Genomic DNA, 13,467 nt, shown 5'->3' on the forward strand with positions numbered 1-13,467 from the left:
ATGAAGATGAGTCCTGATGCTTGTTGGGGCGAAGCCCTTGCGCTCATTGCCAAAAATGTGAGCCAACAGCAGTTCGCAACATGGTTTAAGCCAATTGCTTACGAATCATTCGATGCGGAGACAAAGACACTTCTTTTGCAGGTTCCCAGCGTATTCGTATATGAATACTTGGAGGGAAACTATATAGACCTGCTGAGTAAAGTGCTTTGTAGTACGTTCGGAGAGGGTGTGCAATTGCGTTATCGTGTCGTGACGGACAAGGAACACAATCTTTCACAGGAATTAATGGCCGACCCGGCGGATGCCGTGGAACGTACTCCAAGGCAGCATGCGAATCAATCTCCGACGATGCTTGATGCCGCCCAACCACAGCAAATAGACTCTCAGCTCAATCCGCACCTTACTTTTAAGAACTATGTAGAGGGCAATAGCAATAAGGTTCCACGCAGTGTGGGACTTTCAATTGCTGAGCATCCGGGCAACAATCAGTTCAATCCGATGTTCATCTATGGTCCTTCAGGATGTGGTAAGACTCACCTTGTCAATGCTATAGGGATAAGAACGCATCAGTTGTATCCAGAAAAACGAGTGCTATATATTAGTGCCAGACTCTTTCAGGTGCAATATACGAATGCCGTTTTGCAGAATACGACCAATGATTTCATCAACTTCTATCAGACGATAGACATGTTGATAGTCGATGATATACAGGAGTGGGCTACTGCAACTAAGACACAAGACACTTTCTTCCACATCTTCAACCATCTTCACCGCAATGGAAAGCGTATCATTCTGGCCAGTGACAGACCGCCGGTAGATTTGAAAGGTATGAACGAGCGACTGCTTACACGCTTCCGTGGTGGCTTGGTAGCAGAGTTGGAAAAGCCCAATGTAGAGCTTTGCGTGGACATCTTAAAGAATAAGATTCATCGTGATGGCCTGCATATTCCTGATGATGTGGTAATGTTTGTTGCTTCGACGGCCAATGGAAGTGTCCGCGATTTGCAAGGAGTCATCAATTCATTGCTGGCATATAGTGTGGTCTATAATTGCGATATTGACATGCGACTGGCCGAACGGGTCATCAAACGGGCCGTAAAGATAGACGATAAGCCTTTGACGATAGATGAGATAGTGGAGACGGTGTGCAACCATTTCAATGTAACGCCGACCGCAGTGAACAGTAGAAGTCGTAAGCGCGACCTGGTAGAAGCCCGTCAAGTGTCCATGTATCTGGCTCAGAAATATACCAAGATGCCTGCTTCGCGCATCGGGAAGCTGGTTGGTAATCGCGACCATTCGACCGTAATACATAGTTGTTCGCAAGTAGAGATGCGGCGAAAGACCGACCATTCCTTTAGCGACGAGTTGGTGTCTATAGAGAATGCTTTCAAACTAAAGAAATAAGATGATACAGCCTCGAAGAAATTCGAGGCTTTTTTGTTTCCGTTTGTTTCTGATGCAGGGACAAAAAATAGCGCCATAATCTCACGATCGCAGCGCTAGGTATTTACTAAAATAAATTAACTCAAGTCTTTCCGTACTCTCACGAGCTAGGAAACAACCTCTCACAAAGGTGAGATTTATATATATGCGAAAATTTTTAAAAGTCATACATGGTTGCAGTCTCTAACTGAAAACCACATTATAGTTGCAAAGATAACTAAAAAAATGAATGTATCATACGGATACCCTGTCTTTTTTGGCAAGAAAAAAGAAATATATATCGTTTTTTTGTTGTTTGTATTGAGAATCTACGGAAAACACCTGAAGACCATATAATAGTGGTCTGCACAGAATTGTATTTGTTCGCCCAGCGATTCATTGAGCGTCCCTTGCCAGCTGTGTTCGTAAGCGAAGCTCTGCCACTTCAGCCCTTTGCTCTCAATATGGTTGCATCCGAAGTTGAAGATACTGATTTGTTGTCCCGGCTTGCTTCCAAACGTACGGTCTCCATGTGTCGGTATAAACACGCCGTGGTCGGTTATCATCGTGGGGGCTATGCCCATGTTTCGATAGTAGTGCATCATCAGCGAGATATTGGCCAAGCTATGGTCTTCCCGCTTCCCCGTTGCTCCCAGGTAGGCAATATGGCGGAATCCCATCCCAATACAGTGTCGGGTGGCTTTCGTCAGGTCGTTGCTGTCCTGTTCGGCTACCTCATGCAGGATGTTGGCATACTGCTGTTTCAGCTTGTTAGGGAGCGAATCGCCGTCTCCGACGATGGCATTGGGCATGTAGCCCTTGCCAACGTACTCGGCAGCAGCCCCGTCGCAGCAACATATGTACTTTGCATGGGCCAGCAAGGTCAATGGCAAAGGATGAGTAGGGAAGTCGCCTGCTGCCAATATGACGGCATCGAACTCTGTTTCAGGCGTTATGAGTGGATAGTCCATCGTTCATCATTTTTTTCCATTTGTAGTATCCCATGATGGCTATCACCACGTAGAGGGCGTACAAGCCGGATTTAAACGGAATACCTTTATATAGATACAATGCTGCCAGTACGATGTCTACGACAATCCACACGAGCCATTGCTCCACGTATTTGCGAGCCAATGCCCACAGTCCTACAAAGCTTAGCGCATTGGCAAAGCTATCTGTTACCGGCACATTGCTGTTGGTGAAGGTAATCAGAATCCAGTAAATCGCGGCCCATGCCATAAGAAAAGCTATGGTTACAGGTAGCCATAGTGTTTTTTTCATGTGTGTAATGGGCATGGCCTCACCCTCATGCTGATTCTTTTTTTTGCCGAATTTCCAAACCATATATCCGTAGATGGCCGCCAGGGTGTAGTAGATTGCCATGCCAAAGTCGGCATAGAGTCCTGCTTCGTAGTAGAGAAAGATGTCTACCAGTGGCATGATGATACCCGTCAGCCAAAGATAGATGCTGGCATGATACTCCTGCCAGATGTAGATAAGTCCGAGAACCGTGGCCGTCACATCCAGTGCCAGCAGGAAATCGGGACTGTTCAGAAACTCTTGCATCGTTCGTCTGTTTAGAAGTTGATGGATAGATGAGCCATCCAGTTGAATGGGGCAGAAGGTGCAAATCCAGCTTGGTAGAGGTCGTTATTGGTATATGCGATGACCTTTCCGTTTTTATCGGCCTTGAATCCTGGTGCTGCCCATCCGTTGTTATCATATTTTGCACTGAAGAGATTGTATAGCGTCATCCCGACAGTTGCATCTTTCAAGCCCACTTTCTTCAGTCCGAAGTGATAAGCCAGATTCAGATTGGTGTTGAAATGTCCGTCTATCAGCATACCCACCTTGGTCTCTTCTCCATTCTTACCATACGAGATATACTCCTTGAAACCGGTGTTCGTCAGATATTGGTCGCTGATATACTGGCTCTGCACACTTACCGTGAAGCCCTTGTAGTCGAGCGAAAGAATGTTGTTGAAGATGAAGTCGGGCGAGAAGCTCAGTGGCGTGTCGCCCAGATTCAATGGCTTATTGGTCTCTTTATCGGTCACCGTCCAGTCTTTCGCACGGTTCTTGCTCCATGTGGCATTGGCATCCCAGCGGAACCAATCTGCCGGTTTCCACGATGCTTCCAGCTCCAATCCCATGCGATAGCTACGTCCCGAATTGTCGTTGCTGGCCTTCATCTCGCCTATTTCGTTCAGCTCTCCCGTCAGCACAAACTGGTTGCGATAATACATATAGTAGAAGTTAGCACCAGCCGAGAACTTCGCGCTCTGATATTTGTAGCCCATTTCCAGGTCGTTCAGCTGTTCCGCCTTCAGCTGCATGCCTATGTTGTCCTCGTAGTCGTTGCGTGTCGGTTCTTTGTGAGCAATGGCATACGATGTATATACTTTGTGGTTGGGTGTGATGTCATAGTTCAATCCAAACTTGGGGTTGAAGAAATCGTAGCTGTCCTTCATGCTGTAAACCACCTGTTTCGTATCCTCCCACTGGTCTGTAGGGCCATTCATCTTGTAGTTTACGTGGCGATATTGCAGGTCGATGAATGCACTCAAGCCCTGATAGAATTCCCAATTCACCTTTCCATATACGTTGCCGTCTGTCTTTGTCGACGAGTTGCGATAGTATTCTGTGTCGGGGAAGAGTTCGGGCGATACGATATATTTGTTCGTCTCGTTGCCCTCAGCGTCGGTTACGATGTAATATGGACTCCCAGCCCACTTCACCCGGCCGAAATGGTCGCCCTCGTATTTGTTCCAACCGCCTCCCAGTGTGGCCGTCAGTCCGTTCAGGCTGTTGTAGTTCAAGCTCGCGATAGCTCCGTAGAAGTCGTTGTCCATCTTCTTCTGGCGTACCAGGTCGCCCCGCATCTTCCAATCGTTCGTCAGGCAGAACTGTGCCCATTTACGTCCGCTCTTATACTCTTCATAGTAGCCTTGCCCCTTGGTGTAGTGCAGGGCAGCGTTCAGATTCCAGTTGCGATTGATGGATTGGTCCCAAATCAGCTGATAGTGCTGCTGGTGATAGTTGTCGGTCTGGTCCTTGTAGTAGCGGGTTTGCCCATTTCTGTCGGTGTACTCTCCACACGAATTGTATGTACGTCCATACAGGCTCTGCTCGTATTTCGATGTGTAGTTCCACGCATGATAGGTCTGCTCGTTGCCGTTGAAGGTGATAAACTTCACCATCGTATTGTCACCGAAGTAGCCTGCCTGTATGAAGTAAGAGTTCAATTTGGTGAAAGCACGGTCCAGATAGCCCTTGCTGCCTATGTTCGACAGTCGGCCTTGTATGCCCCAGTGGTCGCCGAGCAGTCCTGTGCCGAAGCGCAGTGTCTCCTTGTGCGAGTAGTACGAGCCGCCCGAAAGGTCCAGTCCTATGTAAGGCTTGATGCCTATGTTCTCGGTCTGCATGTTCAGGGTTGCTCCGAAAGCTCCCGACCCGTTGGTCGACGTACCTACGCCACGCTGTATCTGCATGCTCTGTACGCTCGAAGCGAAGTCGCCCATGTTCACCCAGAACACCTGAGAACTCTCTGCGTCGTTCATCGGTATGCCGTTAGAGGTGATGTTGATACGTGAAGGGTCAGTGCCACGCACGCGCAACGACGTGTATCCGACACCGTTGCCGGCATCCGATGTCATGGTGACCGATGGAGTGAGTGATAGGAGGAACGGCACATCCTGGCCGAAGTTCACGGCCTTGATTTGCTTTTGGTTCAGGTCGTGATAGGCCACCGGCGTCTTTTTGTTGGCGCGTGTAGATACCACTTGCACGTTTTGTAGCTCGTAGGTACGCAACGTATCAATCTTTTCTTGTTTGGGATTAGCCGCATGAACAGTTGCTGCACAAGCGAGTGCAGACACAAACAATACATTTTTTTTCATGAATACCTTAAAAATATAATACACAAAAAGGGGCACTTTTCATGTCCTTATCCCTACGCCGGCATTACCCGAATCAGGTCAGAGGGTCTATTCTCAGCCACGAAATGTCGTGACACCCCTTAGTCTACAGTCTGTAGACCGCTGCAAAGGTATTGCTTTTTTGGCAATTCTTGTGCTGTTGAGTCGAAAAAGATAAAACGATGAGTTTCTTACCGATTCTGTAAAACCAGATTAGCTCTCTACTTTGAATCCTCTGATATCCCTGACGCACTTTTTGAACCATTCTATTTTTGATAGTTGCATAATCATTCTGGCAAGAGCAGTTAAATCGTCTGAATTGGTGAGATATGCACTTCCTTGTATCCTGCTTTACAGCCATATAGAATTAAAATGTATTCATCAAGAAAATCATGTAATTTTAAGTCTTTGAGTGCAAAGGCTTCGCAGCAATGCTGCAAGGACCGAACAGTAATGCTGCCACGGCTTGGCAGCAAAACTGAAAAGCCTCTGCAACAAAGTCACAGAGGCTCAGACTTGAAATTAACTTATTTTCTTAGTAACTAAAACTATCTGCCTGGGAATCTTACAGGCATATCTTTATATATGTTATCCTTGATTATCAGGGCGTCGGGAAGGGGGAGTATTCTGCCCTTCCCGTTTTTATGTAAATGTACCTGTCGGTGTTTTCTTGCATCTGTTTCCCTATTATTTTCTCAATTTTATATTTCGAACAGCCTGCGGAGTAGGGGGTAGTATCCGTTATACCATGTCTTGATAATATGTTTAGGACCTGAATCGGAGTGATTTTTATTGAAAAAGAAAAATAATTCCATATTTCTAGTTATAAAACGATTATGGGGTTGTCTAACCATTCAGGTGGTGAGACCGCATTGTCTGCACGATGTTGCTCATCAAGAATCAAGAAGACGCGAGCTGCCTATAAGCTGGCGGGCGTAGAACCGGACTATCATTGATACCATAATCGAGATATTAACCTATGTAATCATTTAACCTAAAGCTTATGTGTAGATTATTTAAATCGAGACTGTTTGCCTATGTTTTGGCTACACTGTTAATGGGGAATCCACTCCAGATGGTGGCGCAGCAGCAGAAAGTGTCGCTCAAGCTCCATCAAGTGAGCCTGAAGAAGGCATTAAGCGAAATCGAAAAACGAACTCAGTACAAGTTCAGCTATCGCGATGTGACGCTCGACGGCTGTGCCCCCGTGACGTTTCAGAAGAAAGATGTGCCTGTGGCTGCTGTGCTGGCAGAGATTCTTGGCGAGCGCGGACTGGAATACAAGTGGGTGCAACCCTCGACAATTATTATCTCGGTCAAGCCTGGTGCGAAGCCCGGTAGCAAGAAATTGGACAAGGCCAGCGGTATGGTAACCGACGCGCAGGGCGACCCTGTCATCGGTGCTATTGTGCAGGTGGTGGGTAAGAATCGCCGAACGACGACCGACCTGAATGGTAAGTTCGTGCTTGATACGGAAGAGGGTGAACAACTGGAAATCAGTTACGTAGGTTTCCAGACGGTGCGTATGCGTCCGAAGGACAACATGAGTGTGGTCATGCAGGAGAATATGGAGTCGCTCGACGAAGTGGTTGTTGTGGGCTACGGCACTCAACGCAAGCGCGACCTCACGGGTTCTATCGCCATGCTGAAGGGCGACGACATGAAACTCGACGGTCTGTCGTCTGTCGGTCAGGCCCTCGGCGGTAAGGCAGCCGGTCTCTATGTGCGCCAGAACAGTGCGCAGCCCGGCGGTGGCATTGACATTCTGGTGCGTGGCGCAGGCAGTGTGAATGCCGGCAACGACCCTCTCTATATTGTAGATGGTTTCCCCATAGCCAAGCTCGACCAGCCCAGTGGCGGCGATGCCAAGATGGATCCGGGCACACAGAGCATTCTCAACTTTCTCAATCCCAACGACATCGAGTCTATCGAAGTACTTAAAGATGCTTCGGCTACGTCTATTTATGGTGCTCGTGCTGCCAATGGCGTGGTGCTCATCACCACCAAGCGAGGCAAGACCGGAAGTGCCAAGGTGTCTTATTCTTACGACTTCTCATATCAGAAATATTCTGATATGTACGATTTGCTGTCGCTCAAAGAGTGGATGCAGATACGCAACGACATGGCACTGGAGAACTACATGTGGAACAACCAAGTGGCGCCCTATGGCAAGAAGACGCTGGCCGAGGCGTCGGCCAATCCCTACAACGGCGTGGCACTGAGCTATCCTTATACCCAGGCACAGATAGATGGTGCAGGCGAGGGTACAGACTGGCTCGGTCTCATCACACGTAATGGGCATATCAACGAACACAACATAAATTTGCAAGGGGGCAGCGAGAATACCCAGTATATGCTGTCGTTCAACTATTTCAACCAGAAGGGTATCATCAAGAATTCGGGATTGAGCCGCTACACGCTGAAGACCAATATCGACCAGGGATTCCTTAAAATCTTCAAGGCCGGACTCAACCTCACCATGACACGTATCAACAACGACAATACACAGCTTGGCGGTGCGCAGTATGAGAATTCGGGCATCATTCGGTCGGCCATTCAGATGAGTCCGGAGGTGCAGGCCTACGATGCTGCTACAGGCACGTATCCCGTCAATCCGCTCTTGCCTAAGCAGCCCAACCCTTACTCTCTGCTCACCAACACCGACCAGGGACGTACCAATCGCTTCATCGGAAATGTCTATGTAGAGGCTCGTCCGATAGAGGGACTCGTGCTTCGCGGCTCTCTCGGTGTAGACCATGCACAGATGGACCGCAAGACTTATCAGCCCCGCACGACGGTCAACGGCAACACACTCGGCGGTGTGGCCTACATATATAATATGAATAACGACCAGTATCTGGCTGAGGCCACTGCCACTTATCACAAGACGCTGGGGGACATTCACAATGTCAACTTAATGGTGGGAGGTTCTTACGAGGAATTCAACTATGACAGTTCGGAGCTGGGCAACAACAACTTCCTCACTGATGTGTTTCTCTACAATAGTATCAATTCCGGAACGGGCAACAAAATCATCAGGTCTACTGCCACGAAAAACAAGATGGAGTCTTACTTCATGCGTGTTTCCTACGTTTTGCTGGACCGCTATCTGTTCACCGGAACGATGCGTGCCGATGGTGCCAGTGTCTTTGCCAAGAACAGGAAGTGGGGCTATTTCCCCTCTGTGGCCCTGGGATGGATTGTCAACGAAGAGAGTTTCCTGAAATCTGTGAAATGGCTTTCCAACCTGAAACTGCGTCTCAGCTGGGGACAGACTGGTAATGCCGACATCGGTACTAATGCCTTTGCCAGTTTCGTGACGGAGAATGCCTACGTAGGTGGCGACCATAAAACCGTCATTGGTGTAAAGAAAGGTAAGTTCGACAATCCCGACCTGAAGTGGGAGACTACTACGGAGTGGAATCTCGGTCTCGACTTCGGCTTCCTGAAAGGTCGCATCAGCGGTTCGATAGATGTTTACCAACGCACCATATCCGACCTGCTCAACTATCGCTTGCTCAACTCTTACCAGGAACTTCCCAAAGTTATGTCGAACATAGGCAAGACCCAAGGACGCGGAATCGAAGTGATGCTCAACACACGCAATATCGAAACCAAGAACTTCAGCTGGTCTACCAATCTCACCTTTACCATGTATCGCGACAAATGGAAGGAGCGCACACCCGACTGGAAGCCTGCTGTGTATGAGGGAGTGAACGATCCTATACGTGCTATCTATTCACGTGTGGCCGACCATGTGCTCCAGACTGGAGAGGCAGCACCGGCAGCTCAGCCCGATTTGTTGCCTGGTCAGATGGTCATCAAAGACCTCGACGGCTACAAGCGCGATGCTTCAGGCAATCCCGTGACCGATGCCAATGGTCGCTTTGTGCTGACCGGTGCTCCCGATGGTAAGATAGACGATGCCGATACCAAACTCATCGGTTCGAGAGATCCGGGATGGTTGGCCGGTATCAACAATGTATTGCGATACAAAGATTTCGAACTCTCCTTTATGTTCAATGGCATGTTCGACCGCAAGATAGAGAATCCTACGATGGCATCCTACGGTATCAACAGCTTCGGTATAGCGGGGGCAGGCCTCAACGGTCTGCGTACTAACCTCGACCGTTGGACACCTACCCGGCCGTCGACGACGATGCCCAGTGCCTATGCTGCCATCGGGCGCGGTGCTTTCTACACAATGGGCGACTATTACTATGAGGATGCCTGGTTTGTTCGTCTGCAGAATGTGTCTCTGAGCTACAATGTACCCCGTGCATGGCTGGGTAAAATCAACTTTGTCAGCAGTGTACGCCTGCACCTCTCGGCCAACAATCTGTTTGTTATCACGCCGTACAATGGCCTCGATCCCGAAACCGATGCCTACGCGGCAGCCTATCCTAACGCTAAGACCTATAGCTTTGGTGTGAACATAACCTTTTAATATTCCAACAGCAGTATATTATGAAAGTATTCAATCAATTCAAATATGTAGCCTGTACGGTGGCTCTGGCCTTTAGCGCCACTCTGTTTACGGGATGTGCCGACCTGAATCCGGTGGACTATTCTGAAATGAATAGCGAACTCTTTCCCAAAGTGGAGAGCGATTATGTGACGCTGGTCAACGAGTGTTATCGCTCTATCCGTTCCAGCTGGTTTGATGGTCTGTTTGCCACCGACGACCGTGGCTGTGTCGCTATCAACGATGCCACCACTGAAATCCTTACCGCGCGTAGCTATATCTTCAAGAAACAGCACGACTTGGATTGGAATTCCACGGACGACTATCTGGTAGGATTCTACTACACAGAGAAAGACCCGTCGGGCGGTGGCTATCGCGACGGTTTTGCCAACGATATAAGTCGTTGCACGGCTAACCTTGCCTACATCGAAAAATCTACGACGCTCACCGACGCAGCCAAGAAGAAAATGGCAGCCGAAGTGCGTTGTGCGCGTGCCTTTGTGGCCTATACGCTCTACGATATGTTCGGTCCGCTGATTATAGCTCCTGCCGATTTGCTCGACAATCCTCGCAACGACAAACCGCTTCCGCGTATGAAGCGCGAAGAAATGGTAAAATATATAGAAGACGATTTGCTCTTTGCGGCTGAGAATCTGCCTTCTCCCAACGATGTGGAGTATGGACGCTTCAGCACCGGTTTGGCTAAAATGCTCTTGATTCGCCTTTATCTGCACGAGACGCGCATAGACAAGAGCTATTATACAAAGGTAGAGACGCTGGCCAAAGAGCTGATGCAGGCCTCCAATGGTTATCAGCTCCAACCCAGTTATATCAAGATGTTCGAGCTTGGCGGACAAGGGAAAGCTAACAAGGAAATCATCTTTGCTCTGCCTGTAAACACAGAAATGGTGAGCTGGAACGACTGGCACATGTTTGTGTTGCCGGCCGACTTCGCCAGTAATGGTATGAAAGGTGGTTATCACAGCCTGACGAGCACCTGGCATTTCTACGACAGTTTTGAGCCTACCGACACCCGTCGTACCTATCTGTTGGCCGAATATAAGAGCAGCAAGACCGGTATGGTGGTCCATCGTGGCGACTATCCTAATCTCGATATAGGCCCTATACCTATGAAGTATGGTTTCGATACCGAATTGTTCAAGAACAGCGGGCGCAGCAGTATCGACCCCATCGTGTATCGTTATGCCGACGTTTATCTGTCGTTGGCAGAGGCGCTCTACCGTAAGCCGGGAGCTTCGACTGCCGATAAGCAGTCGGCTCTCACGTATATCAACGTCATTCGTGAGCGTGCCGGCATCCCGGCCTTGGCTTATACAGAGATTGATAGCGATGCGAAGTTCGTAGACGTGATTCTCAAAGAGCGCATGCACGAGTTTTGGTGTGAGAACGGACAATACCGTGCCGACCTTATCCGTATGGATAAATTTGTGGAAAGTGCAAAGACCATCAATGGTTCTGCCTATGCCACGAAGGCCAAGGAAGTCTATCCGCTGCCCAAGAGCGTCATTACCGACGGTAAGGGTGTGGTTATTCAGAACGAAGGCTACGATTGATACATCGGCTTGGAGCTTGAACAAAAATAAAATTTTATAGAATGGACAGACGTAATTTCCTGAAGCGTGCAACAGCCCTGGGCATGGTAGCGACCTTGCCTAGAGGGCTGTGGGGCACGCCCTCTATTGAGCAGACTGTAGAAGCTGCACCCATGACGGATAAACTGTGGGCTTGTCTGCTGAATCTTTCTTTTAATTTCGCGGGCCAGATAAAGCTTTTTGGCGGGTTGAGAACGGAGTTTGAACTCCAAATGGCGGTGTGGGATGCAGCCATCGAACGCATGGTGAGTAACCGGGTGAACATGGTGTTTATCAATCTGGACGACTCGGTGGGTTGGCATAGTCACCCTGAAATATCATTGGCCCATTCATGGTCGCACACACAGTTGAGGCAGCAGTTGGCCCGGCTTCGCAAGGTCGGTATCGAACCGATGCCGATGTTCAACTTCTCTACCACTCACGATGCGTGGCTGGGCAAGTATGCCAAGATGGTGTCGTCGGATAAGTATTATAAGGTGTGTGCCGACCTGATAGCCGAGGCTATCCAACTGTTTGACACGCCACGTTTCATCCATTTCGGTATGGACGAAGAACGCATCGACTATCAACTCTCTGACTATATCGTCATTCGACAGCAGGAAACATGGTGGGCTGATCTTTATTTCTATATTGCCGAGGCCATGAAACGTGGTGTACGTCCTTGTGTCTGGTCTGATTACGTGTGGCATCATCCCGATGATTTCTTCAAAATGATGCCCCACTCGGTGGTGCAGTGTAACTGGTGGTACACCGAGAAGTTCTCTATCAACGATGTGGCTATTCGCTCTTATCTTGATTTGGCACGTGAGGGCTACGACATTATTGCTACGGGCAGTTTTGACCAGAATAATCCTAAGAGTATTGGCAACACCATGCGGTTTTGTGCCGAACATATTGATAAGGGGCATTTGCTGGGGTTCATGCAGACCTTTTGGAGGCCTGTGACAGAAACTTATCGCCAGCCTATCTTGCAAGGTATTGACTTGCTGGGAACAGCTCGTACAGATTATGAAAATAAAAAGAAGAAAACGGTATGAAAGATAAATTGATATGGGGATGTCTGATTCATCTCAGCTTCAATATGTGGGAGGAATATATCTGGTCTGGACGTCCTTTCAGAGGCTATCGTCCGGATATAGAGTTGAGTGAATCTCTCTGGAATAATGCTATCGAACTGATGGGCCAGAGTGGTGTCAACATGGTCGTGATAGATCTTGGCGATGCCGTGAAATATCAGAAGCATCCGGAAATAGCAGTGAACAACGCATGGTCGGTAGCCCGTCTCAAACAAGAATTGAACCGTATGCGGACATTGGGCCTGGAACCTATTCCCAAGCTGAATTTCTCTGCAGGACATGACACGTGGATGAAAGACTATTCTAAGATTGTTTCTACTGAAGAATACTATCGTTTCTGTACTGACATGATAGCTGAGGTGTGTGCTATTTTCGACCATCCGAGGTTTTTCCACATTGGCATGGATGAAGAAGGTTACACCATGCAGCAGACGTATAAGCATGTGGTGGTGCGCAAGAACGATGCCTGGTGGCATGACTTCATGTTTCTTGTGAGGGAGTGTGAGCGTCACAAGGCTAAGGCCTGGATGTGGTCGGACTATATGCTATGGCACCAGCCCGACCAGTTTTTCGCCCGAATGCCTAAGTCGGTAATGCAAAGTAACTGGTATTACGGCGAAGAGTTAAATCCGGAATGGGATATGGTGAGGCAGTATATAGATTTAGAGAAGCATGGTTACGACCAGATTTTGACCGGAAGTTATCATGCTGAAACCCCCAAGAGTATAGGTAATACTGTGGCCTTTGCCGAGAAATATGTCAGTCGGCAACATCTCAAAGGTTTCTTGCAGACATGGTGGAAGCCTACCATTGAGGAACATCGGGAGCGCATCCTTACAGGTATTCGGCTGATAGGAGAGGCACGCAAGGCCCATGAAGAACGGCACATGTAATAAGATAATCTTATGAAATCTACTTTCTTTTTACTCCTTTTCTCTTTTTTCTGTAGCCCTGTGCAGGCTCAGATACCT

At 48.5% G+C, this 13,467-nt stretch carries 8 protein-coding genes and 1 riboswitch; of the genes, 5 read left to right on the forward strand and 3 right to left on the reverse strand.

What is annotated here, in order from left to right:
• Positions 1-1,407: a chromosomal replication initiator protein DnaA gene (gene dnaA / locus ACZ42L_RS00005; RefSeq protein WP_464716256.1), complete on the forward strand. Its 1,407-nt coding sequence runs from the start codon at positions 1-3 to the stop codon at positions 1,405-1,407.
• A 347-nt stretch (positions 1,408-1,754) separates the two neighbouring features.
• Here the strand turns inward: dnaA and ACZ42L_RS00010 are convergent, their stop codons facing one another.
• The 3 genes from ACZ42L_RS00010 to ACZ42L_RS00020 are packed head-to-tail and all read right to left on the reverse strand — an operon-like array spanning position 1,755 to position 5,324.
• On the reverse strand, positions 1,755-2,396 hold the full coding sequence (locus tag ACZ42L_RS00010; protein ID WP_464716257.1) for a thiamine diphosphokinase: 642 nt from the start codon (positions 2,394-2,396) through the stop codon (positions 1,755-1,757).
• Positions 2,371-2,991 carry a nicotinamide riboside transporter PnuC gene (gene pnuC / locus ACZ42L_RS00015; RefSeq protein WP_464716258.1) on the reverse strand — a complete coding sequence of 207 codons (621 nt, stop codon included), beginning with the start codon at positions 2,989-2,991 and terminating at the stop codon, positions 2,371-2,373. The genes ACZ42L_RS00010 and pnuC overlap by 26 nt, the downstream gene beginning before the upstream one ends.
• Positions 2,992-3,002: 11 nt before the next feature.
• The gene (locus ACZ42L_RS00020) at positions 3,003-5,324 is read right to left on the reverse strand and encodes a TonB-dependent receptor (RefSeq protein ID WP_464716259.1); all 2,322 of its coding nucleotides are present in this window, start codon (positions 5,322-5,324) and stop codon (positions 3,003-3,005) included.
• 33 nt (positions 5,325-5,357) lie between these two features.
• Positions 5,358-5,454, reverse strand: a riboswitch (TPP riboswitch).
• 891 nt (positions 5,455-6,345) lie between these two features.
• Between ACZ42L_RS00020 and ACZ42L_RS00025 the strand changes: the two genes are divergently transcribed.
• The 4 genes from ACZ42L_RS00025 to ACZ42L_RS00040 are packed head-to-tail and all read left to right on the forward strand — an operon-like array spanning position 6,346 to position 13,389.
• Positions 6,346-9,789, forward strand: a complete 3,444-nt coding sequence (locus ACZ42L_RS00025) for a SusC/RagA family TonB-linked outer membrane protein (RefSeq protein ID WP_464716260.1) — start codon at positions 6,346-6,348, stop codon at positions 9,787-9,789.
• A 20-nt stretch (positions 9,790-9,809) separates the two neighbouring features.
• Positions 9,810-11,381, forward strand: coding sequence for a RagB/SusD family nutrient uptake outer membrane protein (locus ACZ42L_RS00030; protein ID WP_464716261.1), 1,572 nt, complete (start codon positions 9,810-9,812; stop codon positions 11,379-11,381).
• 41 nt (positions 11,382-11,422) lie between these two features.
• The gene (locus ACZ42L_RS00035) at positions 11,423-12,457 is read left to right on the forward strand and encodes a hypothetical protein (protein WP_464716262.1); all 1,035 of its coding nucleotides are present in this window, start codon (positions 11,423-11,425) and stop codon (positions 12,455-12,457) included.
• Positions 12,454-13,389 (forward strand): Tat pathway signal protein, encoded by a 936-nt coding sequence (locus ACZ42L_RS00040; RefSeq protein ID WP_464716263.1) that lies wholly within the window; start codon positions 12,454-12,456, stop codon positions 13,387-13,389. The genes ACZ42L_RS00035 and ACZ42L_RS00040 overlap by 4 nt, the downstream gene beginning before the upstream one ends.
• The last annotated feature ends 78 nt before the right edge of the window (positions 13,390-13,467 follow it).

This window comes from Prevotella mikamonis (genome assembly GCF_055381405.1).